We start from the raw sequence: 23,492 nt of genomic DNA on the forward strand, positions 1-23,492 counted from the left end.
GCTTATTCACGCAAAAATCCACCCTAGACTGAAACCTCACCCCACACGCGAGGAACAGCCCCATGAAAATCATTCTGATCGGCGCCGGCGGTACCATCGGTTCGGCCGTGGCCCGTGAACTGGAACAGCGCCACGAGGTGATCCGGGTCGGTCGCAACAGCGGCGACCTGCAGGCCGATATCAGCGACAGTGCCTCGATTCGCCGCCTGTTCGAGCAGACCGGGCGCTTCGATGCCCTGGTGTGCGCCGCCGGCAACGTGGTGTTCGCGCCCCTGGACGAACTGGACGAACAGGGGTTTGCCCTGGGCCTGAACGACAAGCTGATGGGCCAGGTCAACCTGCTGCTGATCGGTCGCGAGTTCATCAATGACGGCGGCTCGTTCACCTTCACCACCGGCGTCACCAGCCACGACCCGATCCGTACCGGCACTTCGGCCAGCCTGGTCAACGGTGCCATCGACGCCTTCGTGCGCGCCGCCGCCATCGAGCTGCCACGCGGGCTGCGGGTCAACGCCATCAGTCCGACCGTGCTGCTCGAGGCCATGCCCGACTATGCCCCCTACTTTCGCGGCTTCAAGCCGGTACCGGCGGCCGACGTGGCGCTGGCCTACGCCAAGAGCGTGGAGGGGCTGCAGACCGGGCAGACCTATCACGTGGGCTAGGGCCTTGTGATTGCGCCCCAGGCTGCGTAACGTGACGGCACTTTTCTGGACCCGATGCTGGAGCCCCCCGATGCGTGCCGCCCCTTCGCTGCTGTTAGCCGCCCTGCTGCCCCTGTTCGCCGGTTGCCAGATGCTGGCAGACAAACCCGAGACGGTGTCCACCGTCGGCATGACTCGCCTGCAGGGCGAGCTGTCCGCCGCTGGCGGCCAGTTGCTGTTCAAGCCGTGCGAGGAGAGCCGCCGCTTCGTGGTCCGCGACACCGGCAACACCGGCCTGCTGCAGGAAGCTTCGGCACTGGCGGCAACCCCCGGCACCCTGTTCGCCGACGTGCGCGGCAAGCTGGCCGGCAGCCAGCAGGCCGGCAACGATGGCCAGCTCGACGTGCAACAGCTGTACCGCGTCGAGCACTCCTCCAGCGCCTGCAGCGACCCGAACTTCAAGCGCCTGATCCTGCGCGCCAGCGGCCATGAGCCAGACTGGAACATCAAGGCCAGCGGCCAGGGCATGGTGCTCGACCGCCCTGGCAAGCCCTCGTTGGCGGTGCCGTACCTGGAAGAACAGATGCCCGACGGGCGCCTGTCACTGAGCACCGAAGCCAATGGCCAGCGCATCGACCTGTGGGTCGCCCCGCAGCGCTGCGTGGACATCGCCACCGGCGCGGTCAGCCACCTGAGCGCCGAACTGCGCATCGACGGCCAGACCCTGCGTGGCTGCGGCTACTACGGCGGCTCGCGCAACGACTGACCGGCCGCACGCGTTTAAGCTGCCTTAAGCGCCTGCGAACAGCTTATACTTGGCGGTTTGTGCAAAGCCGCCGGCCCTTTGATGGCCGGGATACTGGACCCTGTCATGCTACGAATCACTGAACTGAAGTTGCCGCTGGATCACCCGGACGAAGCCCTGCGCGAAGCCATCGTGCAGCGCCTGGGGATCAGCGACGACCAGCTGCTGGACTTCACGCTGTTCAAGCGCAGCTACGATGCGCGCAAGAAGAACACCGAACTGCTGTTCATCTACACCATCGACCTGACAGCCAGCAACGAAGCTGAGCTGCTGCAGAAGTTCGCCGACGATCACAACATCACCCCGGCCCCGGACGTCAGCTACAAGCCGGTCGGCCAGGCGCCGGCCGAGCTTGCCGAACGCCCGATCGTGGTCGGCTTCGGCCCGTGCGGGATCTTCGCCGGCCTGCTGCTGGCACAGATGGGCTTCAAGCCGATCATCCTCGAACGCGGCAAGGAGGTGCGCCAACGCACCAAGGACACCTGGGGCCTGTGGCGCAAGAGCTTGCTCAACCCCGAGTCCAACGTGCAGTTTGGCGAAGGCGGTGCCGGCACCTTCTCCGACGGCAAGCTGTACAGCCAGATCAAGGACCCGAAGCATCACGGCCGCAAGGTGCTGCACGAGTTCGTCAAGGCCGGTGCGCCGGACGAGATCCTGTACGTCAACAAGCCGCACATCGGTACCTTCCGCCTGACCGGCATGGTCGAGAACATGCGCCAGCAGATCGAAGCCATGGGCGGCGAGGTGCGTTTCGAGCAGAAGGTCACCGACCTGATCAGCGAGGGCGAGCAACTGACCGGCGTGGTACTCGAAAGTGGCGAACAGCTGCATTCGCGCCACGTGATCCTGGCCCTGGGGCACAGCGCCCGCGACACCTTCCGCATGCTGCATGCGCGGGGCGTGTTCATGGAAGCCAAGCCGTTCTCCATCGGCTTTCGCATCGAGCACCCGCAGACCCTGATCGACAAGGCCCGCCTGGGCAAGTATGCCGGACACCCGAAACTCGGCGCGGCCGACTACAAGCTGGTGTACCACGCCAAGAACGGACGTTCGGTGTACAGCTTCTGCATGTGTCCGGGCGGCACGGTGGTAGCTGCCACCAGCGAACCGGGCCGCGTGGTCACCAACGGCATGAGCCAGTACTCGCGCAACGAGCGCAATGCCAACTCTGGCATCGTGGTCGGCATCACCCCCGAGCAGGACTACCCGGGCGGCCCGCTGGCCGGCATCGAACTGCAGGAACGCCTGGAGAGCCTGGCCTATGAGCTGGGTGGCAGCAACTACCAGGCACCGGCGCAACTGGTGGGCGACTTTGTCGCCGGCAAGCCATCCACCGCCCTGGGCAGCGTGGAACCCTCGTACAAGCCGGGCGTGAGCCTGGGCGACCTGGCGCTGAGCCTGCCGGCCTTCGCCATCGAGGCGATCCGTGAGGCACTGCCGGCGTTCGACCGGCAGATCAAGGGTTACAACCTGCCCGATGCGGTGTTGACCGGCATCGAGACGCGTACCTCCTCGCCGCTGCGCATCACCCGTGATGCCAGCTTGCAGAGCCTGAACCTGAAGGGACTGTTCCCCGCCGGTGAGGGGGCTGGGTATGCAGGCGGGATTCTGTCGGCGGGCGTGGACGGAATTCGTGTGGCCGAGGCGGTGGCGCGCAACATGCTGGGGCTGGACCTGGAAGCGTGAGGTAGGGCTTGCGGGCCGTTTCGCCGGCAAGATCGGCCCCTGCAGGGGTTGGCCTTGCTGGCGGAAAAGCCGCAATAGCATATAACAAAAAAGAATATAGTTTTTGTTCTAAAGCATATCCCCACAGGGTAGGGTGTTCCTCTTCGAATTTCAGGATGGAGGAGCACCCTTGCCTCTACGCAGCACATTCACGCGTTTCTTCCAGCTCGAATCAGCCAGCGGCCTGCTGCTGATTGCCGCGGCTGCCCTTGCGCTGATCATCAACAACTCCCCCCTCTCCTACCTCTACAACGGCCTGCTCGACGTGCCCGTGGTGGCCCAGGTGGGCGCGCTGCAAATCGCCAAGCCCCTGCTGCTGTGGATCAACGACGGCCTGATGGCACTGTTCTTTCTGCTCATCGGCCTGGAGGTCAAGCGCGAGATCATCGACGGCCACCTGTCCAGGCCCTCGCAGATCGTGCTGCCCGGCGCAGCCGCCATCGGCGGCATGGTGGTTCCGGCACTGATCTACTACTTCCTCAACAAGGACAACCCCGCCGCCGTGGCCGGCTGGGCGATCCCCACCGCCACCGATATCGCCTTCGCCCTCGGCGTGCTGGCCCTGCTCGGCAAGCGTGTACCGGTGTCGCTCAAGCTGTTCCTGATGACCCTGGCGATCATCGACGACCTGGGCGCGATCATCGTCATCGCCCTGTTCTACTCCGGCGCCCTGTCCACCCTGTCGCTGATGCTGGCCGCCGCCTGCCTGGTAGCGCTGGTGGCGATGAACCGGATGGGTGTGGTGAAGCTGGGGCCGTACATGGTGATCGGGTTGATCCTGTGGGTGTGCGTACTCAAGAGCGGCGTGCATGCCACGCTGGCCGGTGTCACCCTGGCGCTGACCATCCCGCTGCGCACTCGCAACGCCGAGCCGTCACCCCTGCTGGCGCTGGAGCACGCCCTTCACCCCTGGGTGGCGTTCGGTATCCTGCCTCTGTTCGCCTTCGCCAATGCCGGCGTGTCGCTGGCTGGCGTCACCGCCGAGAGCTTTACCCACCATGTGCCGATGGGCATCGCGGTCGGCCTGCTGCTGGGCAAGACCGTCGGGGTGTTCGGCCTGACCTGGCTGGCGATCAAGCTGGGCCTGGCCGCCCTGCCCAGTGGCGCCAACTGGGGCCAGGTGCTGGGGGTGGCGATCCTGTGCGGCATCGGCTTCACCATGAGCCTGTTCGTCGGCTCGCTGGCCTTCGTGCCGGGCAGCAGCGAGTACGCCGGCATGGACCGCATGGGCATTCTCACCGGTTCCATCCTGGCAGCGGTGATCGGCTACGCGGTAACCGCCATGGCCAGCCGCAAGGCCGTCGGCAGTTGATGCCGAACCGGCAATGAAAAACCCCGACCGGCGGTGCCGAGTCGGGGTTTTGTTTGCACGCCCTCATAGCCAGAGGGCTGCAGGACAAGGTTCAGTGAGAAACCCGGCTGGTGCCATCCACGGTCATGATGCGAACGCGCTCGCCCACCCGGAAGATTTCGTTCTGCTGAACCTGCTGGACATAGGCGCGCATGCTGCCATCGTCTTCACGCACGGTGATTTCCACACCCTGGGTGCGGGTCAGGCCTTCCTCGGCTGCAGAACCTGCCAGGCCGCCGGCTACCGCACCGATGACTGCCGCGACGATACTGCCACGACCGCCGCCTACCGCGCTGCCGGCCACGCCACCCACGATGGCACCGGCGCCGCCGCCGATCGGGGTCTTGGTGCCTTCGATCTTGACCGGACGCAGCGACTCGATGGTACCCATGCGCACTTGTTGCACGCGACGGGCTTCATCGCGGGAATAGGAATCGCCGGTCAGGTTGGAGGTACAGCCGCCAAGCAGCAGCGACATCGTGGTGAACGACGCCACCAACAAAACTGATTTACGCATAGGATCATCTCCAGAAGACAGGTAGTCATTAGACTCCGCGCGTTGACCACTGTCACGACACACGGTGTATAAAATTGCTTCCATTCAGCGTCGGTACAGGCACTTGATCCCCGCCATGACCCCAACACTCAACAGGCAAGGATAGACATGGATTACTTCATCATCGCCGTAACCACCCTGGCGGGTCTGTATTTTCACGGGTGGCTGTATGTACGCATCAAGCGCTGGATGGACCGCGACCTGGCCCTGTCGCTGGCCGGGGACGACGAGCACAAACGCGTCTTCATGCTACAACGTCTGGACAGCGCCAGGGCGCAAAAGGTCAAACGCAAGGAATTGGCGGCCTGGCTGGAACGCGCGGCCGCCGAATACCGCGCCGGTTAAGGGGCCAGGCGCTCGCGCAGCCACAGGCCCTGTTTGAGCCGGTAGTTGAGACGATCATGCAGGCGGCTCGGGCGGCCCTGCCAGAACTCGATGCGTTCCGGCAGCAGGCGGTAGCCACCCCAGTGCTCGGGGCAGTGCGGCTGGGTATCGCTGAAGCGCTGCTCGGTGGCCTTGACCAGATCCTGCAGCTCTTCACGGTTGGCGATCACCCGGCTCTGCGGCGATGCCCAGGCGCCCAGGCGGCTACCCAGCGGGCGTACCTGGTAATACGCATCGGATTCCTGCGCCGTGACCTTCACCACCTTGCCTTCGATGCGCACCTGGCGTTCCAGGGTGGGCCAGAAGAAGGTCATGGCGGCGAACGGGTTGGCGCGCAGGTGATGGCCCTTGGCACTTTCGTAGTTGGTGAAGAAGGTGAAGCCCTGCTCATCCAGCCCCTTGAGCAGCAGGATACGGCAATGCGGACGCCCCTCGCCGTCCACCGTTGCCAACGTCATGGCGTTGGCTTCGACGGGCGGCTGCTCGGTCTTGACGGCATCCTCGAACCATTGGTGAAACAACGCGAACGGCTCTGCCGGCGCCTGGGTTTCGGTCAGGCCGTCGCGAGTGTAGTCGCGGCGCATATCGGCCAGGGTCTGGGTCATGCTGCGTTTCCTTGACGATCAGTTGGTCTTCGCAGGGCTGGTGCTGCTGGCAACGACTTTCTTCGCGGCCGGGGCGGCTTTCTTGGCGGCCGGCTTGGCAGCGGCTGCAGCCGGCTTCTTCTTGGCCACCGGCTTGGCGGCCGGGGCTTTTTTCGCAGTGGCTTTCGCCGCTGGTTTGGTGGCGGGCTTGGCAGCGGCCTTGACCGGTGCCTTGACGTCCTGCACGGCAACCAGTTCGGCCGGGCTAGGGGTCGGCTGTTGGTACTTGGCCACCAGCGCCAGCATGGTGTTCTGTGGCGTCAACAGCAGCTCGACGCGGCGGTTCAGGGCTCGGCCCTGCACACTGTCGTTGGCGGCGCGCGGCGCCACCGACCCCATGCCACGCAGCATCAGGCGATCACGCTGCAGGCCGCTGAGGCGGAAAATCGCCGATACCGACTGGGCGCGCTCCTGGCTCAGCTTCTGGTTGGCAGCAGCTGCGCCGCTGCTGTCGGCATGGCCGAGTACCAGCACGGCGGTCTTGGAGTCGGTCTCGATCACCTTGGCCACGCGCGTGATCGGGCCGAGGGTGGCCGGCAACAGCATGGCGGGGCGGTCAGGGTTATACGAAGAGTCGACCGGTACGGTCACCACCAGCACGTCTTCGCGGCGCTCGAGCTCGAACTTGCTGTCCTTGATCGCTTCGCGCAGCTTGGGCTCGTAGTCGTCGAGCCAGGCCTGGGTGGCCTTGACGTCGATCTTGGGTACCGCCTGGGCCTGGCTCTGGGCCTTGTCGCTGTTTCCGAACGGCCACCACCAGCGGCTGCTGCTTTCAGACTTGGCATCAGCCTGGGCGACCTTCTCGGTGACCACATCCTTCACGTCCTTTTCGGCCACCTTGTCGGAGCCGAAGGGCCACCAACCATGGCCGCCATCGGCCGAGCCGTTCTGAGGGTGCTGTGCGCAACCGGTCACGGCCAGGCACAGGGCGAGAGCTAAGGTTTTATGTGAAGACATCAGCGATACACCATGAAAATGAAAGAAATTTGACCCGACAGCGCAGGCTGTTGGAATCCAGAATAGACAATGGGTTCCGGTTGCAGGGACTTACCCGATCAAAGGCAGCCGGCCAGCACCCGAACCAGTTTCTGTGCCCGCGGGTCCATCAGGACATACGGGCCCAGGGTATTGGTGACAAAGCCAAAGGCCACGTCGTGCTCCGGATCGGCAAAACCGACCGAGCCGCCGGCCCCCGGGTGCCCGAAAGCCTTGGCGCCCAGCCCGAACGTGGCGTTGGGCACCTGTGGCTGATCAAGCATGCAGCCCAGGCCGAAGCGGGTCTGGGTCAGCAGGGTCATGTCCTGGCCCAGGCTGTGTTCGCGGGTCAGTTCGTCGAGCAGTTCCGATTCCAGCAGGCTGCCGTCAAGCAGCCCGGCATAGAACCCGGCCAGGCTGCGTGCGTTGCCGTGGCCGTTGGCCGCCGGTTGCTGCATGCGTCGCCACTCAGGCTTGTTGGTACTGGTCAGGATGGCTGGCGGGTTGGTGAAGGCGCGGGTGGACAACGCCTCGGGCTCACGCATCGTCACCTGCAGCAGCCGCTTGGCTGCCTCGTCACCCGGGTTGCCTTTGCCCCGGGCGATGTGCGCGACACGGTAGAACTCTTCATCGTCCAGTCCCACATGGAAATCCAGCCCCAGGGGCCTGGCGGTGCGCGCCACGATCGACTCGCCCGGGCCGCGGCCGTCGGCGCGGCGAATCAGCTCGCCCAGCAGCCAGCCGTAGGTGATCGCGGCGTAGCCGTGGGCGGTGCCGGGGGTCCACCAGGGGGATTCGGCGGCCAGGGTGTCGACCATGGTCTGCCAGTCGTACAGGGCTTCGGCGGGCAGCAACTGGCGGATCGCCGGCAGGCCGGCCTGGTGGCACAGCAGTTGGCGCAGGGTTACCGAGCTCTTGCCGGCCTGGGCAAATTCTGGCCAGTAGCGAGCGACCGGTGCATCCAGCGCCAGCTTGCCTTCGGCCACCAGTTGCAGGGCGGTGACGGCGGTGAAGGTTTTTGTGCAGGAGAACAGGTTGGCGATGGTATCGCTGTGCCAGACTTGCTGGCCGTCCTTGTCGGCGGTGCCGGCCCACAGGTCGAGGACCGTTTCGCCACCGACCTGGATGCACAGTGCGGCGCCGCGTTCCTGGGGATCATCGAAAAGTGCTGCGAAGGCTTCGCGTACCGCCTCGAACTGGAGTTCGTAATGACCTTGAATCTGCACCCGTAATTACCCCGCCGTACTGCACCACAAAATGGCTGGCATTGTTCCAGCACTGGAGGTTTTTGGGAACACCGCAAAGCCAGGCGGTCCCCTTGCGCTCTCAGGCGCTTACCGTGCCGGCATCACCAGCGGCTTGTTCAGTTGCTCCACCACCTCAAGATTGCTCTTGCGCACACTCTCCACAAACCCCTGAAACGGCACGTCGGTAATCCCCACCAAGCCGAAATGCCCATTCTCGCCATCGAGCAAACGCCCGCTGGCCGGCTGATCCAGGTACTGGAACCAGTGCACCCCCACAATCGAAGGCTCCTTCAAGGCCGCCTTGACGAAGTTCGCATAGGCCGGCCCACGGTCCTCCTCACGCGCCACTTCCATCGGCCCCGGCCCGAACGGCCCACGATCACGCGAGCCAAACTGGAACTCCGACACCAGCACCGGCTTGTCCAGCGCATTGAGCTGGGCAAAGTCGTAGCCATCCTGCGGCGTGGGTGCATACACATTGAAGCTCACCACATCACAGTACTTGGCACACGCCGCCACCGCTTCAGGCGTACTGACCGCAAACCGCCCACCCAGCAGCAGGTGATTGGGCGCATGCCATTTCAGCGAGTCGGAGATGGTCTTGAAGTAGGTCTCGGCAAACACCCGCTGGAAATACTTGAAGTCGGCCTCGATTTCCGGGTGCGCGGGGTCGGGCAGCGGCGGCTCGAAACCCGGGTCCTCCATCAGTTCCCACGCCGTCAGTTCGATGCCCCACGCCTTGGACAGGCCTTCCTGGTTGCGGTACTTGTCGCGCAGCTGCTTGAGAAAGGCACGCTTGGCCGGCGAGTCGGTGGTCAGGCGCAAGGTGCCATAGGCCAGCGCATAACGCTGCTTCGGTTCATTACCCGGCACCGCCCAGGCCAGCTCGTTGTCGGCAAAATAGCCAATCAGCCACGGATCGTCGCGATGGTCGCGCGCGGCAATCGCCACAGCACGTTCGGTGGCCATGGCAAAGCGCGGGTCGAACGGGTCGGGCATCGCACCCCACCAGTCCACCCCCGTGCTGATGCTGGTGTAGTCGCCGCCGATGGACAACGGCAGGGTGTAGGCCAGGCGTTGGCTCTGCAGGCCGTTGTCGCTCCAGTTGCCCAGGGTGTTGAAACCCCAGGCCTGCAGGCGATCCAGGCTCTGGCCCTGCCAGCGCGCCTGGTCGAACGTCGGCGTGGCGTGGCCACGGCCCAGGTTGGCGGCGTAGAAGTCGAACCAGCGCCCCTTGCCGAAACCGCGCCCCTGGGAAGAACCGTTGCCGTCCAGGTTGTCGCCCTGGCCGTAGTACTGCGCCAGCGGGGTCTGCGCCTCGGGCAAGGCGGTGAACATCGACTCGCGCCCTTCCACGTAGGTGCGACCGCCATCGGCCGCCACGGCATTGACCCCCAGCGAGTAGAACGGATGCCCCAGCGGCGTGACCAGAAACCAGCGACCCTCACGCTTTTCGGTGCGAAAGAACCCCTTGGCCTCGAATGCCTCAGCGCCAAGCAGGCCGCCGAACGTGTCCAGCTTGAGCTTGCTGCGCTCGTCCAGCCAGCCCTTGAGCTGCTGCTGCTCGCGCTGGGCAGCCGCCTTGAGCTGGTCGTCACTGCTGATCTTTTCGGGCCAGCGACCACGGGTGGACTGCCCATAACCGTCGATGAGGCCGGCATAGGCGGCCTTTTGCAGCACGTCGTCGTCCTGCACGCCAAAGCGCTCGATCAGCAGGCTCTGCGCCACCTTGGGCCTGGGCATCGACAGCGTGACCGATACCACCTGCTTGAGGTCGGCCTTGCCCTCGCTGCTGGTCAGCAGCACCCGCTGGCCCTGATGACGGAACGGCATCGGCGGGCCGACGCGCATGCCCTGGGTGAGCGGCGAGCTGGCGGTCAGCGGTACCATCACGGTCTGTGCCGGGCCGGCCGGCAGGTCGATGCGGCTGGTGAGGGTGCTGCCGTCGCTGCTGAGCACCGTCACGTCGACGCTCAGCGCCCAGTCCATGGCGCTCTGCATGCGCAAGGTCAGCGCGGTAGCGCCCGTCCAGTCCCACACCCCGGTCTGCGGGCTAAGGCGCAGGCTCGGGCGCTCCACGGGGTTGAACACCACGCGCCGCAGTACCTCGCCCTCGGCTGTCTGCTCCGCGTTGTACTGCGGCAGGCTGGCATCTTCGGTCACCACATTGACCACCGCGGCCGGGCGAACGAAGTTGAACAGCGTCTGTTGCCCGGCCAGCAGCGGCGAGCTGAACAACAGTGCAATCACGGCAGGCAGGGTACGGCGCAACATAGGGCTGGAGTTCTCCTTGATGGCCCTTGCGGGCCTTGATCTGTGCAATAGACAACGGGGCACTGCAAAGCGCTGTGCCGCTCAGGAAATTTCCCGGCGAAACGGCGGCAGCGCATTGAGGATAGCCTTGCCGTAGCGCTGGGTGACCACGCGCCGGTCAAGCAGGGTGATGGTGCCGCGGTCCTGTTCGGTACGCAGCAGGCGCCCGCAGGCCTGGATCAGGCGCAGCGAGGCATCCGGCACGGCGATCTCCATGAACGGGTTGCCGCCACGGGCCTCGATCCACTCGGCCAGGGCCGCCTCGACCGGGTCGTCCGGCACCGCGAAGGGAATCTTGGCGATGACCACGTGCTCGCAATACGCACCCGGCAGGTCGACCCCTTCGGCAAAGCTGGCCAGGCCGAACAGCACGCTGGAGTCCCCGCCGTCGACGCGCGCCTTGTGCTTGTTGAGGGTTTCCTGCTTGGACAGGTTGCCCTGGATGAACACCTGCTTGCGCCAGTCGCGGTCCAGGCCGTCGAACACGTCCTGCATCTGCTTGCGCGACGAGAACAGCACCAGCGAGCCACGCGAGCCTTCCACCAGCTCGGGCAGGTCACGGATGATCGCGGCGGTATGCGCCGGAGCATCGCGCGGGTCGGCGCGCAGGTCCGGCACGCGCAGCACGCCCGCATCCACGTGGTGGAACGGGCTGGGCACCACCGCCGTGACGGCCAGCTTGGGCAGCCCGGCGCGCATGCGAAAGCGATCGAACTTGCCCAGCGCGGTCAGGGTGGCCGAGGTCACCAGGGCGCCATGGGCGACGTTCCACAGGTTGCGGCGCAGCATCTCGGCCGCCAGGATCGGGCTGGCGTTGACCTCGATATCGAACAGCGCACCGCTTTCGGCCAGGGTCAGCCAGCGCGCCATCGGCGGGCTGTCTTCCGGGTCTTCGGCGGTAAAGGCGGTCCACAGCTCCCAGTTGCCCTGGGCACGGGTCTGCAGGCTGCCGAACAACGGGTACCACTCCTCGGCCTGGTGGCTGGGGATGCCGATGCTGACTTCGGCGTCCATGCCTTCCTTGAGCAGGTCGGTGAGTCGGGTGAACAGGTCGGTCAGGCGCGAAAAGCCCTTTTTCAGTTCGATGCCCATCTCGCGCATGTGCTCGGGCACCACGCCGCCGACGAAGCGATAGCGCGGGCGTTCGCGGCCTTCCATGTCTTCGCCCGGGCGAAACTCCGCCACCTGCTCGCAGGCGCTGAACATGAACTGCTGCTGGGCCTTGATCTCGCGGGCCAGTTCCGGCACCTGCTCGATGTACTTGCCCAGGTCGCCCGGCAGCGGGTTCTGCGCCAGCAGCTTGGCCAGGTTCTTGGCGGTCTGCTCGAGCCAGTCGGCGGTCGAGCGCAGGCGGGTGTAATGGGCGAAATGGCCGATGGCCTTGTCGGGCAGGTGATGGCCTTCGTCGAACACGTAGATGGTGTCGCGCGGGTCGGGCAGCACAGCGCCGCCGCCCAGGGCCAGGTCGGCCAGCACCATGTCGTGGTTGGTGACGATCACGTCGACCTTGCCCATGCCCTCGCGGGCCTTGTAGAAGGTGCACTGCCCGAAGTTGGGGCAGTGGCGGCCGGTGCACTGGCTGTGGTCGGTGGTCAGGCGCGACCAGTCCTGGTCTTCCAGGGCCTGTGGCCAGCTGTCGCGGTCGCCGTCCCATTTGTTGCCGGCCAGCTTCTCGATCATGCTGGTGAACAGCTTCTGACTGGCCTCGTCCACCTCGATGCGAAAGCCCTCCTCCTCGAACAGCTGCGCGGTGGCGGTCTGGGCGTGGCCTTCCTGCAGCAGCAGGTCGAGCTTGGACAGGCACAGGTAGCGACCACGCCCCTTGGCCAGGGCGAAGCTGAAGTTCAGGCCGCTGTTGCGCATCAGGTCCGGCAGGTCCTTGAACACGATCTGTTCCTGCAGGGCCACGGTGGCGGTGGCGATCACCAGGCGCTTGCCAGCAGCCTTGGCCGCGGGAATCGAGGCCAGGCTGTAGGCCACCGTCTTGCCGGTACCGGTGCCGGCCTCGACCGCGACCACGGCGGGCTCGCCGCTGCGGCGGCCTTCGTCGTCCACGGCGATGTCGCCCAGCACCTTGGCCACTTCGGCGATCATCAGACGCTGGCCGTAGCGGGGCTTGAGGCTCTTGGCTTCGAGAAAACGCGAATAGGCGCCCTGAATCTGGGATTTGAGTTCGTTGCTGATCATGGTGTCGGGGCGCCCGGAGGGCTGGATAAATTTTCAGTGTTTCGAATGGGTCGCTATCATACCCCGCTATTGCCCCTTGCGCCGAATGGAGTTCCCGATGACCGCCTTTGCCATCCCCTACAGCCTGCATTTGCTGGCCGCCCTGATCTGGGTGGGCGGCATGTTCTTCGCCTGGCTGATCCTGCGCCCGGCCATGGTGGCCGCGCTTGACGGCCCTTCACGGCTGACGCTGTGGGTAGAAGTGTTTCAACGTTTTTTCGTGTGGGTCTGGGTGGCGGTCGCGGTGCTGGCGATCACCGGCGTGGGCATGATGCACATGCGCTTCTCGGGGTTCGAGACTGCGCCACGTTATGTGCAGGTGATGATTGGCGCAGGGATTGCGATGTTTGCGCTGTTTCTGAGAATCCAGGCGCTGCTGCTGCCAGAGTTGCGCAAGGCAGTGAAGGCGCAGGACTGGCCCGCCGGGGCCGCAGTGCTCGGGCGCATTCGGCGCCTGGTGGGGATCAACCTGCTGCTGGGTATTGCGGTGGTGCTGGTGGCGTCGAGCCGGCTGCTGGTGTGAGGTGATCGCTTCGCCAGCAAGGCGGGCTCCTGCAAAGGCCACGTTTGCCTGTAGGAGCCGACCTGGCCGGCGAAGCGGCCCTGAAGATCAGAGGCGCTGAAGAATCAGCTCCCCGTCAGCCCCGGCCGCCCCCGGTTGCCCGGGCTGCCCGGGTCTTCCCGTCGCCCCTGCATCGGTGCGGTACACCAGGCAACCCTTGCTGGCCCCGCCTGCGCCCGGCTTGCCCGGCGCACCTGCCAGCCCCGGCGCACCGCCGTCGAGCCTGACCTTGATCTGCTCGGCCGGGAAGCTGGCCGGCAGTGCCAGGCGCACCCGGCCTCCGGGCGCCCCGTCATGGCCATCGCCACCGTTGTCGCCATTGGCGCCACGGCTGGCCTGGCCCCAGGTGCAACCACCCGCCTTGCCGTTGCCGCCATCGAGCCCCACATACCCCGGTGCCCCCGCGCCGCCACGGGCGTCGATGGCCAGTTCTGAAGCCTCCAGCGCCTGAATGCGCAAGCTCAGGTCACGTCCGGGCCTGGCGACCCGCTCATAGGTACCCGGCGCACCGTGGGCAGCAATCTCACTGCCCTGGCCCAATTGCGCCTGGGCCACTTCCATGCTCAGCGCATGCTCGGCCGGCACGATGGCAATGCGCGCCTGGTTGCCCAGGTGCAGCTCATCCACCTTCAATTCCACCAGGCTCGCCGGTAGCACCAGGGTGGCCGAATCCGCCACCTCCAGGCGCTGCAGGTGCACCACGCTGGCCTTGTTCGGCAGGCGCAGCACCGAGTGCGCCGCCACGCTGATTGCATCGGCCAGGGCCAACGGGCTGAACAGTGCTGCCAACAACACGACCTTACGCATGACCAGCCTCCTGGCGCGGGGCCGGTATCGATTGGATATGAAAGATGCCGACCAGCAGAATCTGCAAACGGTCGAACCAGCGATGGCTGCGCTCACGCAACCGTCCGTTGAACATCAGCACCTCGAGCACGTGCAGCACCAGCAGCATGGCCCCCGCGAGGTTGATCAGCTGGTGGAACGGCTTGTCTGCCGGCATCAGCAGATTCACCAGTACCACCCACCAGAACACTACCGTCAGGGCCTTGCCCAGCCCCCACAACGCCTTCATACCCGCGCCCCTTGTTGTTGCGTTTTCTTGTTTGGCGGCCCGCTTACGCGACACAGGCACTGCACGCCACATTACCGGCTGGCACCCTCCGGATGCCAGCCCCGCTGTCGATCAATTGAGGTGCAATTCGACCCGGCGATTCTGCGCGCGGCCCGCATCGGTTTCGTTGTCGGCAATCGGCTCGCGCTCGCCACGCCCCTGGCTGGTGATTTTCTGCGGTGCCAGGCCCTGGCTGATCAGGTACTCGGCCACGCTGCTGGCACGCCGCTCGGACAACGCCTGGTTGTAGGTATCGCTGCCACGGCTGTCGGTGTGTCCGATCACCTTGATGCTGGCCACGCTCGGGTCATTGAGCTTGCCGGTCAGGGTACGCAACTGCTGCTGGGCGGCCGGGGTGAGTTCGGCCGAGTCGTAGGCGAACATCACGCTGCCCTGGTCGTTGAGGGTGATCACCTCGGGCTCAGGCGCCGGGGCCTTCTCGCTCGGCGGGTATTGGGGCAACGGGCAACCGTTGTGGCTCACCGGGGTGTTGGGCGGGGTATCGGGGCACCGGTCGCGGCGGTCGAACACGCCATCGCCGTCTTCGTCACCGTCCTGGGCAAAGCAGATCAGGCCACCGGCGATGGCACCCAGCGCCGCGCCGCCACCGGCCCAGGCAGAGCTTTCGATGGCGCCCAGGCCGCCACCCACGGCGCCGCCCAGCAGGCTGCATAGGGGCCAGGTTCTTTGGTTCAACGGGGCGCTGCCATCGCTGTGGGTGGCGCAACCGGACAGCAGGCTGGCGACCACGAGCACGGGCAGCGCAGCCTTGGTGATTACATTCATGGGGAATGCTCCTGTGTCACCGGCCAGTACCGGTCACACAGGAGTAAAGACGCGCCCGCGACACTTCACAAGCCGCGGGGCGCAAGGGCTTCAGCGATCGATGCGAATTTCCACGCGGCGGTTCATCGCGCGTCCGTCGGCGGTGTTGTTGTCTGCCACCGGCTGGGTTTCACCGGCGCCCTGCACCGAAACGAAACTGCTGCGCGCAATGCCGCTCTCGACCAGGTAGTCGGTCACCGAATGGGCGCGGCGCTCCGAGAGTTTCTGGTTGTAGGCATCGCTGCCGCGGCTGTCGGTGTGCCCGGTGACGCTCAGGCGTGCGCTCGGGGCTTCGGCCTTGAGGCGCGTGGCGATCTTGTCCAGGCGCAGTTTGTCGGCCGTGGTGAGCCTGGCCGAGTCGAACTCGAACAGCACATCGCGGATCACGATGACCTCTTCCTTGACCACCACGACTTCCTCGACCACCGCGACCGGCTCCGGCGGGCAGCCGTTGGCATCGACCTGAACGCCACGCGGGGTGCCCGGGCACTTGTCGCGGCTGTCCGGTACGCCATCACCGTCTTCGTCGCCGTCGCCATGGGCCCAGCAGTAACCGGCCGCCAGACCGCCGCCGAGCAGCGCGCCCCAGCCGGCCCAGCTGGAGCTTTCGATGGCGCCCAGGGCGGCACCGCCAACGCCCCCGACGGCGGCACACTTCGGCCAGTCGGTTTTTTGCAAACCTGCACAACCAGTCAATACGCTGGTTAGCAGAACCAGAGGCAATGCTGTGCGAACTATGCTCATTTTGTCGCGTCTCCTAGGGGGAATCGGTGCAAAACCGATGCTCTGGGAGTAAAGACCGGTGATTCCATCTGCGCCAGCAATAAGCCATGGCGCTTTGCGCGTGCCTCTATGCCTTGCGTCGCGGGCCGGCTAGTCTTGACGCATTAACGAGGAGCTTCGATGACTGACCGTTTTTCTTCGCGCACGCCCCAGCAGGCCCTCGCCGCCCTGCTGGAGCACCATGCCCCGCAACGCCTGTTGCTGGTGGGCACGTCGTTTCCGGCACTGGAGGCCTTCGCCGCCGCGCACCCGCAGGCGCAGATCGCCGTGGCCCGCCCCGGCGCGCTGCCGGCCGAGCTTGCCGCGCAGCGTTTCGACCTGGCGGTGCTGGTGGACTGCCTGGAACACCTGAGCAACCAGCAGGGCCTGCAACTGCTCGGCGGCATTCGCAACCTCAACGCCAGCCGCGTGGCGGTGCTGGTCGACCTTGCGGCCAGCGGCTGGCGCGACACCGACTTCTACGCACTGGCGCTGCAGGACAGCGAGCGTTTTCAACGTGACGAGCAGGTATTGAACCTGTTCACCTATGATCTACGTGACTACAAACAGGTACCCGACTGGCTCAACGCCAAGTTCTGGGCCAACCCGCAAAATTTTGGAAAGTACTGGTGGTGATGCAATGAGTGTCTCGGTTTGCCCGTGCGGCAGCGGTAACCTGCTCGATGCCTGCTGCGGGCATTATCATGCCGGCCACCCGGCGCCCGATGCACAGACGCTGATGCGCTCGCGCTACAGCGCCTATGTGCTGGGGCTGGTGGATTACCTGATCAAGACCACCCTGCCGGTGCAGCAGGCCGGGCTGGATCGCGCCGGCATTGCCGCCTGGAGCGCGCAAAGCACCTGGCTGGGCCTGGAGGTCGAGAGCGCCGAGGTGTTCGGCGGCCAGCCCGATCACGCGTTCGTCACCTTCACGGCGCGCTGGCACGACAACGACGGCGAGCACAGCCACCGCGAGCGCTCGGCCTTCGTGCACAACGGCGGGCACTGGTACTTCATCGACCCCACGGTGGGCCTCAAGGCCGGGCGCAACGACGCCTGCCCATGCGCCAGCGGGCAGAAGTTCAAGAAGTGCTGCGCCAGCTACATGAGCCATTAGTCATGACCACCTGCGCCCGTCGGCTGCTCATCGGCCTGCTGCTGATGAATCTGGCGGGCTGCGCCAGCTGGTGGGGCGGCAGCTACCAGGACCCCGGCGTGCACCTGGTGCGGGTCGAGACAGTAAAGGCGCGGCTGATGCAGCAGGAGTTCATCCTGCACTTTCGCATCGACAATCCCAACGACAGCACCCTGCAGGTGCGCAACCTGCATTACGCGGTGTACCTGGCCGACCTGTTGCTGGTCGAAGGCGACCACGGCCAGTGGTTTCGGGTGGACGCGCACAGTCGGCGCACCATCCAGGTACCGGTGCGTACCAACCTGTGGCGCCAGCTCAAGCCCATCGCCAAGCTGCTCAAGCGCCCCGATCAGGCCATCCCCTATCGCCTGGAGGGTGAGCTGAGCACCGGATTATTCTTTGCCCACGACCTGCACTTGTTGCGCAAGGGTGAGATAATTCCCGCCGATCTCATTCCGGAGTAACCCTCGATGACCCAGCAACCCCACGTTCATGGCCCCGACTGCAATCACGATCATGACCATCACGCGCATGATCATGACCACGGCCATGTGCATGGCCCGCACTGCAACCATGCCCCTCAGGAACCTGCGCGCAATGCCCTGAAGGACGTTGGCCGCAACGACCCTTGCCCATGCGGCAACGGCAAGAAGTTCAAGAAGTGCCACGGGGCCTGATGCCTCCCCTGTGGGAGCGGGCCTGACCCGCTCCCACACACGTTGCGCCTCGACATCAAGCACAGTTCCAGCAGACGACCATCAAACGGAGCGTGACCATGATCGACCTGTATTACTGGACCACCCCCAACGGCCACAAGATCACCCTGTTTCTCGAAGAGACCGGCCTGCCCTACACCCTTCACCCGATCAACATCGGCAAGGGCGAGCAATTTGCCGAAGACTTTCTGAAAATCGCCCCCAACAACCGCATCCCGGCCATCGTCGACCACGACACCGCCGACGGCCAGCCGCTGTCGCTGTTCGAGTCCGGGGCCATCCTGCTCTACCTTGCCGAAAAAACCGGGCAGTTCATCCCCAAGGAGCTGCGCGGCCGCCAGGAGGCCCTGCAATGGCTGTTCTGGCAAATGGGCGGCCTGGGCCCGATGGCCGGGCAGAACCACCACTTCAACCGCTTCGCCCCCGAGAAGATCCCCTACGCCATCAAGCGCTACGTGGACGAAACCGCGCGCCTGTACGGGGTACTGAACAAGCGCCTGGCCGACCGACCATTCGTCGCCGGCAACGACTACAGCATCGCCGACATGGCGATCTACCCGTGGATCGTTTCGCACACCTGGCAGCAGCAGAACCTGGACGACTTCCCGGCCCTCAAAGGCTGGTTCCAGCGCATCCAGGCACGCCCCGCCACACAGCGCGCCTACGCCCTGGTCGAGCAGATCAACCCGCCGCCAGCCTGAACCACGACAAGGCCGCGCGGTACTTTGAAAATAAAGCCCGCGCCCCCGCTTGCATGGCGTGATCGCGCTCACTAACGTAGCGCCTTTTAGCGCCATCCCCTGCAGGAGCCTTGCCCATGGCCTCGCCAGCCCTTTCCCCCGTTCTACCCCGGTTCGGCGTCGCCGCGACCCTGCTCGGGCTGCTCAGCCTGGGCGGTTGCCAACTGGGCAACCATCAGGACAGCGTCATCCCCACCAGCGGCGTGCAACCGCTCAAGGGGCTGGCACAGAACGTCTCGGTGCGGCGCAACGCCCTGGGCATGCCGCTGATCGAGAGCAGCAGCTTCCACGATGCGCTGTTCACCCTGGGCTATGTGCACGCGGGCGATCGCATCGGGCAGATGGTCGGCATGCGTCTGCTGGCCCAGGGGCGCCTGGCCGAGATGGCCGGCCCGGATGCGCTGGAGGTCGACCGCTTCATGCGCGCGGTCAACCTGAAAAAGAACGCCAGCGACCTCTACGCCGACGCCTCGCCGCGCCTCAAGCGCTTCTTCGAGGTGTACGCACGCGGGGTCAACGCCTACCTGTTCCGCTACCGCGACCGCCTGCCGGCCCCGTTGGCCCAGAGCGGCTACCGCCCCGAGTACTGGAAGCCTGAAGATTCGGCGCTGATCTTCAGCCTGTACAGCTTCAGCCAGTCGGTGAACCTGCAGGAAGAAATCGCCGCACTGACCCTGGCGCAGAAAGTCGGTGCCGACACACTGCCGTGGCTGCTGCCCAGCTACCCGGACGAACCGCTGGCCATGGCCGAAGCCGACAAGCTCAAGGGTTTGAACCCGGGCAGCCTGCTGCCGGGCCTGGCCACACTGAACAAGGTCAGCGAGCAACTGGCCGCGCTCAACCTGCTGGGCACCCCGGCGTCGAGCAACTGGGCCATCGCCCCGCAGCGCAGCCGCAGCGGCCGCAGCCTGCTGGCCAGCGACAGCCAGGGCGCCTGGGCCTTGAGCCCGGTGCAGGTTCGCACCACCAAATACCAGGCCGCCGGCTTCAGCCTGGCCGGCCTGCCGTTCGTGCTGTCCGGCTTCAACGGCAAGCTGGCCTGGAGCAGCAGCGCGGCAATGGGCGACAACCAGGACCTGTACCTGGAAAAACTCAAGCGCGAAGGCAACCGCGTGCTCTATGAAGCCGACGGCCGCTGGCAGCCGGTGCAGGCGCGCAACGAGACCTACTTCGTCAAGGGCCAGCGCCCGCAACGCGAAACCCTGTACGAAACCCGCCACGGCGCCCTGCTGACCGGCACCCAGGGCAGCCTCGGCCTGGCTCTGAAGATGCCCGAACTCAAGGGCGACAAGAGCCTCGATGCGTTCTTCGACCTGTCGCGGGCACAGAGCGTCGAACGTGCCTTCGACGCCAGCCGCGAAATCGGCGCCGCCGCGCTGAACCTGGTGTTCGCCGACGCCGCCAACGTGGGCTGGCAGGTTACCGGCCGCTACCCCAACCGCCGCGAAGGCCAGGGCCTGCTGCCCTCCCCAGGTGCCGACGGGCGCTATGACTGGGATGGCTACGCCGACGCCATGCTCCACCCCTACGATCAGGACCCGCCGCAAGGCTGGCTGGGCAATGCCAACCAGCGCAGCATTCCCAAGGGCTATGGCCTGCAACTGTCCAACAGCTGGTACTACCCCGAGCGTGCCGAACGCCTGGCGCAGCTGGCCGGCAACGGCAAGCACGACAGCCGCAGCCTGATCGCCATGCAGTACGACCAGACCACCCTGTTCGCCGCCAAGCTCAAGGCCATGTTCGAAGCACCCGGCATGGCCCAGCCGCTCAAGCAGGCCATCGACGCCCTGCCCGCCGAGCAGAAGGCCCGCGCCCGCGAGGCCTACACCCGGCTGATGGCGTTCGACGGGCGCCTGAGCCCGCAATCGGCGGATGCCGCGGTGTACGAGCTGTTCCTGCAGCAAAGCGCCCGGCAGATCTTCCTCGATGAGCTGGGGCCCGAAACCAGCCCGAGCTGGCAGGCCTTCGTCGCCAATGCGCGGCTGTCGTACTCGGCCCAGGCCGATCACCTGCTGGGCCGCGACGACAGCCCGTTCTGGGACGACCGCAACAGCCCGGGCAAGCAGGACAAGCCGACGATCCTGGCCCGGAGCCTGGCCGCGGCCATCAGCGCCGGCGAAGCGCAGATGGGCACCGACCGCCGGGCCTGGCAATGGGGCAAGCTGCACCAGTACCACTGGCCCGTCAGCGCACCCTATGGCCTGGGCGACACGCTCAAGCGCGGCCCGCTGGCCACCGGCGGCGACCACACCACACTCAACGCCTCGGCCTATGCCTGGGGCCAGGACTTCGATGCCCGCCTGATGCCGTCGATGCGCATGGTGGTCGACTTCGGCCTGGCCGAGCCGCTGCAGGGGGTGAGCAGCAGCGGGCAGTCGGGCAACCCGGCCAGCGCGCATTTCGCCGACGGGCTGGATGCCTGGTTCAAGGGCAGCTACGTGACCTTCCCGATGCAGCCGCAGAACTTCGAACGCGCCTACGGCAGCAAGCGCCTGACCCTGGTGCCCGGCAAGTAAACCCTTCGGCTCGCCGTCGCCCTGGCGGCGAGCCCCTTTCTCACCCCGCGCTGATCCATATCAAAGTGCCACCCTCGTCCATCGGCTATAACCGGGTTTGTCTGATGACCCTATAAAAACGATTGCGGATACGTGCCTACAGGACCACCTGCGGCCGCATCCAAAGGACGATTGCGATGGCTTCTCTTGTATCGCGTCTGGCCATGCTTGGCTCGACGCTGCTGTTTGCGTACCCCGCCTCTGCCAGTGAGCCGCCCCCGGCAACGGCAGCCGAACGCGGCGCCTACATTGCCCGTCTGGGCGACTGCGTGGCCTGCCACACTGCCAAGGGCGGCGAGTTGATGGCCGGCGGCCTCGAACTGACCACGCCGATGGGCACCATCTACTCCAGCAACATCACCCCCGACAAGGTCACCGGCATCGGCCGCTACACCTTCGAGCAGTTCGACCGCGCCATGCGCGAAGGGGTGAACGCGGCCGGCACCAACCTGTACCCGGCCATGCCCTACCCCTCCTACGCGAAAATGACCGAAGGCGACATGCGCGACCTGTACGCCTACCTGATGGAGGACGTGAAGCCGGTCAACCAGCCCAACCTGGAAGCGGACATGAAGTTTCCGTTCAGCCAGCGCTGGGGCCTGTCGCTGTGGAACCTGGTGTTTCTCGACAAGCAGCCCTTCGTGGCCGACCCGGCCCGCAGCGACGAGCTCAACCGCGGCGCCTACCTGGTACAGGGCCTGGGCCACTGCGGCGCCTGCCATACCCCGCGCGGCGTGGCCTTCCAGGAAAAGGCCATGGACGACGCCGGCAGCGGCGGCCAGCACTTCCTGGCAGGCGAGACCGTGGAGCACTGGCGCGCCCTGAGCCTGCGCAACCTGTGGACGGTGGAAGACACCGTGCAGTTGCTCAAGACCGGACAGAACCGCTTTGCCACGGTGTCGGGCAACATGGCCGAGGTGATCTCCCACAGTACCCAGCACTTCACCGACGCCGACCTCACCGCCATCGCGCGCTACCTCAAGTCGTTGCCGCCGGGCAAGGACGACCTGCCGATGCCGATGGTGGAACGAACTCCTGCCCCAGCGCCGGACAACCTGTTCACCAGCCGCGGCGGGCTGGGCTACACGCAGTTCTGCAGCGACTGCCACCGCCCGGACGGCGCCGGCGTGGCGGGCATGTTCCCGCCACTGGCGCACAACCCCAGCGTGGCCTCGGCCAACCCGACCTCGCTGCTGCACATCACGCTGACCGGCTGGCAGACCGCCGAAACCGTCGCCCACCCGCGGGTGTACACCATGCCCGGGTTCTCGCGCCTGACCGACACCGAGATCGCCGAGATCCTCACGTTCGTGCGCAGCAGCTGGGGCAACGACGGCTCGGCGATCAGCGCAGCGCAGGTGGCCAAGTTGCGCCAGCAGCTCAAGCCCCAGGATCGCGACGCCTCGACCTTCGAGACCCCGCGCCTGGCCGACCTGCTGGCGGCCAGCAATGCCGATCAGGTGGTGCGCGGCATGCGCCTGCACCTGCAGACCCGTGACCTGCTGCCCGACAACGTCGGCAACGCGCTCAACTGCACCAGTTGCCACCTGAACGCCGGCACCGTGGCCGACGGTTCGCCGTTCGTCGGGGTATCGGCCTTCTTCCCCGGCTATGCGCCACGGGCGGGCAAGGTGATCACCCTGGAGGAGCGCATCAACGGCTGCTTCCGGCGCTCGATGAGCGGCTCGCCGCTGCCACCGCAAGGGGCCGACATGCAGGCGATGGTGGCGTACTTCGAGTGGATGAAGAACAACACCAAGCCCGAGGACAAGGTACCAGGGCGCGGCGTAGGCAAGGTCGACCCGTCGATCAAGCCCGACCTGGACAACGGCAAGCAGGTGTATGCCCAGCAGTGCGCGGTGTGCCATGGCAACGACGGCGAAGGCCTGACCCGCGCCGACGGCACCTGGATCTTCCCGCCGCTGTGGGGCGAGCAGTCGTTCAACATCGGTGCCGGCATGGCGCGCACCTACACTGCGGCCGCCTTCGTCAAACGCAACATGCCGATCGGCATGCACGAGAAGTTCCCGCTCGGCCAGGGCGGCTTGTCCGACCAGGACGCGGTGGACGTGGCGGCCTGGTTCTCCAGCCAGCCACGCCCGGACTTCCCCGACAAGGTCAAGGACTGGCCCAACGGCGGGCGCCCGGTAGACGCGCGCTATTGAAGCAGCCCCCCCTGCAACGTCGCCGGCAGCACGCCGGCGACGCTTTCGGAT

General features: G+C 65.9%; 23 protein-coding genes. 13 read left to right on the plus strand and 10 right to left on the minus strand.

All coding sequences use genetic code 11. From position 1 onward, the window contains the following. Positions 1-62: 62 nt before the first annotated feature. The 4 genes from B4I46_RS12495 (at position 63) to nhaA (ending at position 4,483) form a co-directional block, all read left to right on the plus strand. A complete protein-coding gene (locus B4I46_RS12495; protein WP_043862614.1) occupies positions 63-662 on the plus strand; it encodes a short chain dehydrogenase in 600 nt (199 codons plus the stop codon). Positions 663-732: 70 nt separating this feature from the next. Continuing rightward, positions 733-1,407 carry a COG3650 family protein gene (locus tag B4I46_RS12500; RefSeq protein ID WP_286900436.1) on the plus strand — a complete coding sequence of 225 codons (675 nt, stop codon included), beginning with the start codon at positions 733-735 and terminating at the stop codon, positions 1,405-1,407. 105 nt (positions 1,408-1,512) lie between these two features. After that, entirely contained in the window at positions 1,513-3,132 is a 1,620-nt protein-coding gene (locus tag B4I46_RS12505) for an NAD(P)/FAD-dependent oxidoreductase (RefSeq protein WP_286900438.1), read from the plus strand. Between the two features lie 169 nt (positions 3,133-3,301). Next, positions 3,302-4,483 (plus strand): Na+/H+ antiporter NhaA, encoded by a 1,182-nt coding sequence (nhaA, locus tag B4I46_RS12510; RefSeq protein ID WP_054914728.1) that lies wholly within the window; start codon positions 3,302-3,304, stop codon positions 4,481-4,483. 91 nt (positions 4,484-4,574) lie between these two features. Here nhaA and B4I46_RS12515 read toward each other — a convergent pair whose 3' ends face one another. After that, positions 4,575-5,039 (minus strand): glycine zipper 2TM domain-containing protein, encoded by a 465-nt coding sequence (locus B4I46_RS12515; protein ID WP_043862618.1) that lies wholly within the window; start codon positions 5,037-5,039, stop codon positions 4,575-4,577. Between the two features lie 147 nt (positions 5,040-5,186). On the opposite strand from B4I46_RS12515, the gene B4I46_RS12520 reads away from it, so the two are divergent. Next, entirely contained in the window at positions 5,187-5,423 is a 237-nt protein-coding gene (locus B4I46_RS12520; RefSeq protein WP_043862619.1) for a hypothetical protein, read from the plus strand. On the opposite strand, the gene pdxH is transcribed toward B4I46_RS12520, so the two are convergent. From pdxH to dinG, 5 genes are all read right to left on the minus strand, one after another. Further along, positions 5,420-6,067, minus strand: a complete 648-nt coding sequence (gene pdxH, locus B4I46_RS12525; RefSeq protein WP_043862620.1) for a pyridoxamine 5'-phosphate oxidase — start codon at positions 6,065-6,067, stop codon at positions 5,420-5,422. The two genes, B4I46_RS12520 and pdxH, sit on opposite strands and share 4 nt — an antisense overlap. A gap of 18 nt (positions 6,068-6,085) precedes the next feature. Then, a complete protein-coding gene (locus B4I46_RS12530; RefSeq protein ID WP_054914729.1) occupies positions 6,086-7,063 on the minus strand; it encodes an OmpA family protein in 978 nt (325 codons plus the stop codon). Between the two features lie 98 nt (positions 7,064-7,161). After that, positions 7,162-8,307, minus strand: a complete 1,146-nt coding sequence (locus B4I46_RS12535; RefSeq protein ID WP_286900447.1) for a serine hydrolase domain-containing protein — start codon at positions 8,305-8,307, stop codon at positions 7,162-7,164. A gap of 108 nt (positions 8,308-8,415) precedes the next feature. Next, entirely contained in the window at positions 8,416-10,602 is a 2,187-nt protein-coding gene (locus B4I46_RS12540; RefSeq protein ID WP_286900449.1) for a beta-galactosidase, read from the minus strand. 81 nt (positions 10,603-10,683) lie between these two features. Beyond that, positions 10,684-12,828, minus strand: coding sequence for an ATP-dependent DNA helicase DinG (gene dinG / locus B4I46_RS12545; RefSeq protein WP_043862624.1), 2,145 nt, complete (start codon positions 12,826-12,828; stop codon positions 10,684-10,686). Positions 12,829-12,925: 97 nt separating this feature from the next. Here dinG and B4I46_RS12550 point away from each other — a divergent pair, with 97 nt between their 5' ends. Next, entirely contained in the window at positions 12,926-13,390 is a 465-nt protein-coding gene (locus tag B4I46_RS12550) for a CopD family protein (protein ID WP_043862625.1), read from the plus strand. An 87-nt stretch (positions 13,391-13,477) separates the two neighbouring features. Here B4I46_RS12550 and B4I46_RS12555 read toward each other — a convergent pair whose 3' ends face one another. From B4I46_RS12555 to B4I46_RS12570, 4 genes are all read right to left on the minus strand, one after another. After that, entirely contained in the window at positions 13,478-14,236 is a 759-nt protein-coding gene (locus tag B4I46_RS12555; RefSeq protein WP_043862626.1) for a hypothetical protein, read from the minus strand. Then, on the minus strand, positions 14,229-14,504 hold the full coding sequence (locus B4I46_RS12560; protein WP_043862627.1) for a DUF1145 domain-containing protein: 276 nt from the start codon (positions 14,502-14,504) through the stop codon (positions 14,229-14,231). Before B4I46_RS12560 ends, B4I46_RS12555 begins: the two co-directional genes overlap by 8 nt. 111 nt (positions 14,505-14,615) lie before the next feature. After that, complete coding sequence (locus B4I46_RS12565; protein ID WP_286900453.1) at positions 14,616-15,329, minus strand: OmpA family protein; 714 nt, start codon at positions 15,327-15,329, stop codon at positions 14,616-14,618. A gap of 90 nt (positions 15,330-15,419) precedes the next feature. After that, on the minus strand, positions 15,420-16,112 hold the full coding sequence (locus B4I46_RS12570) for an OmpA family protein (RefSeq protein WP_043862629.1): 693 nt from the start codon (positions 16,110-16,112) through the stop codon (positions 15,420-15,422). A gap of 159 nt (positions 16,113-16,271) precedes the next feature. On the opposite strand from B4I46_RS12570, the gene B4I46_RS12575 reads away from it, so the two are divergent. The 7 genes from B4I46_RS12575 to B4I46_RS12605 all read left to right on the plus strand — a co-directional run bounded on the left by B4I46_RS12575 (position 16,272) and on the right by B4I46_RS12605 (position 23,441). Further along, positions 16,272-16,766 (plus strand): DUF6231 family protein, encoded by a 495-nt coding sequence (locus tag B4I46_RS12575; protein ID WP_043862630.1) that lies wholly within the window; start codon positions 16,272-16,274, stop codon positions 16,764-16,766. A 4-nt stretch (positions 16,767-16,770) separates the two neighbouring features. Beyond that, entirely contained in the window at positions 16,771-17,247 is a 477-nt protein-coding gene (locus B4I46_RS12580) for a YchJ family protein (RefSeq protein ID WP_043862631.1), read from the plus strand. Between the two features lie 2 nt (positions 17,248-17,249). Further along, positions 17,250-17,729, plus strand: a complete 480-nt coding sequence (locus B4I46_RS12585) for an LEA type 2 family protein (RefSeq protein ID WP_043862632.1) — start codon at positions 17,250-17,252, stop codon at positions 17,727-17,729. Positions 17,730-17,735: 6 nt separating this feature from the next. Next, complete coding sequence (locus B4I46_RS12590; RefSeq protein WP_078480560.1) at positions 17,736-17,942, plus strand: SEC-C metal-binding domain-containing protein; 207 nt, start codon at positions 17,736-17,738, stop codon at positions 17,940-17,942. Positions 17,943-18,040: 98 nt separating this feature from the next. Then, positions 18,041-18,682: a glutathione binding-like protein gene (locus B4I46_RS12595; RefSeq protein ID WP_286900459.1), complete on the plus strand. Its 642-nt coding sequence runs from the start codon at positions 18,041-18,043 to the stop codon at positions 18,680-18,682. A gap of 116 nt (positions 18,683-18,798) precedes the next feature. Beyond that, positions 18,799-21,237 carry a penicillin acylase family protein gene (locus B4I46_RS12600; RefSeq protein ID WP_286900462.1) on the plus strand — a complete coding sequence of 813 codons (2,439 nt, stop codon included), beginning with the start codon at positions 18,799-18,801 and terminating at the stop codon, positions 21,235-21,237. Between the two features lie 176 nt (positions 21,238-21,413). Then, the gene (locus tag B4I46_RS12605; RefSeq protein WP_286900464.1) at positions 21,414-23,441 is read left to right on the plus strand and encodes a c-type cytochrome; all 2,028 of its coding nucleotides are present in this window, start codon (positions 21,414-21,416) and stop codon (positions 23,439-23,441) included. The last annotated feature ends 51 nt before the right edge of the window (positions 23,442-23,492 follow it).

The sequence above is a fragment of the Pseudomonas sp. UBA7500 genome, from assembly GCF_002478435.1.
Taxonomy (GTDB): Bacteria; Pseudomonadota; Gammaproteobacteria; order Pseudomonadales; family Pseudomonadaceae; genus Aquipseudomonas; species Aquipseudomonas palmensis.

Coding starts and splice junctions, on each gene's coding strand:
- B4I46_RS12495 (WP_043862614.1), top strand. CDS start 63: ATGAAAATCATTCTGATCGGCGCCGGCGGTACCATCGGTTCGGCCGTG.
- B4I46_RS12500 (WP_286900436.1), top strand. CDS start 733: ATGCGTGCCGCCCCTTCGCTGCTGTTAGCCGCCCTGCTGCCCCTGTTC.
- B4I46_RS12505 (WP_286900438.1), top strand. CDS start 1,513: ATGCTACGAATCACTGAACTGAAGTTGCCGCTGGATCACCCGGACGAA.
- B4I46_RS12515 (WP_043862618.1), bottom strand. CDS start 5,039: ATGCGTAAATCAGTTTTGTTGGTGGCGTCGTTCACCACGATGTCGCTG.
- B4I46_RS12520 (WP_043862619.1), top strand. CDS start 5,187: ATGGATTACTTCATCATCGCCGTAACCACCCTGGCGGGTCTGTATTTT.
- pdxH (WP_043862620.1), bottom strand. CDS start 6,067: ATGACCCAGACCCTGGCCGATATGCGCCGCGACTACACTCGCGACGGC.
- B4I46_RS12530 (WP_054914729.1), bottom strand. CDS start 7,063: ATGTCTTCACATAAAACCTTAGCTCTCGCCCTGTGCCTGGCCGTGACC.
- B4I46_RS12540 (WP_286900449.1), bottom strand. CDS start 10,602: ATGTTGCGCCGTACCCTGCCTGCCGTGATTGCACTGTTGTTCAGCTCG.
- dinG (WP_043862624.1), bottom strand. CDS start 12,828: ATGATCAGCAACGAACTCAAATCCCAGATTCAGGGCGCCTATTCGCGT.
- B4I46_RS12550 (WP_043862625.1), top strand. CDS start 12,926: ATGACCGCCTTTGCCATCCCCTACAGCCTGCATTTGCTGGCCGCCCTG.
- B4I46_RS12555 (WP_043862626.1), bottom strand. CDS start 14,236: ATGCGTAAGGTCGTGTTGTTGGCAGCACTGTTCAGCCCGTTGGCCCTG.
- B4I46_RS12560 (WP_043862627.1), bottom strand. CDS start 14,504: ATGAAGGCGTTGTGGGGGCTGGGCAAGGCCCTGACGGTAGTGTTCTGG.
- B4I46_RS12565 (WP_286900453.1), bottom strand. CDS start 15,329: ATGAATGTAATCACCAAGGCTGCGCTGCCCGTGCTCGTGGTCGCCAGC.
- B4I46_RS12570 (WP_043862629.1), bottom strand. CDS start 16,112: ATGAGCATAGTTCGCACAGCATTGCCTCTGGTTCTGCTAACCAGCGTA.
- B4I46_RS12575 (WP_043862630.1), top strand. CDS start 16,272: ATGACTGACCGTTTTTCTTCGCGCACGCCCCAGCAGGCCCTCGCCGCC.
- B4I46_RS12580 (WP_043862631.1), top strand. CDS start 16,771: ATGAGTGTCTCGGTTTGCCCGTGCGGCAGCGGTAACCTGCTCGATGCC.
- B4I46_RS12585 (WP_043862632.1), top strand. CDS start 17,250: ATGACCACCTGCGCCCGTCGGCTGCTCATCGGCCTGCTGCTGATGAAT.
- B4I46_RS12590 (WP_078480560.1), top strand. CDS start 17,736: ATGACCCAGCAACCCCACGTTCATGGCCCCGACTGCAATCACGATCAT.
- B4I46_RS12595 (WP_286900459.1), top strand. CDS start 18,041: ATGATCGACCTGTATTACTGGACCACCCCCAACGGCCACAAGATCACC.
- B4I46_RS12600 (WP_286900462.1), top strand. CDS start 18,799: ATGGCCTCGCCAGCCCTTTCCCCCGTTCTACCCCGGTTCGGCGTCGCC.
- B4I46_RS12605 (WP_286900464.1), top strand. CDS start 21,414: ATGGCTTCTCTTGTATCGCGTCTGGCCATGCTTGGCTCGACGCTGCTG.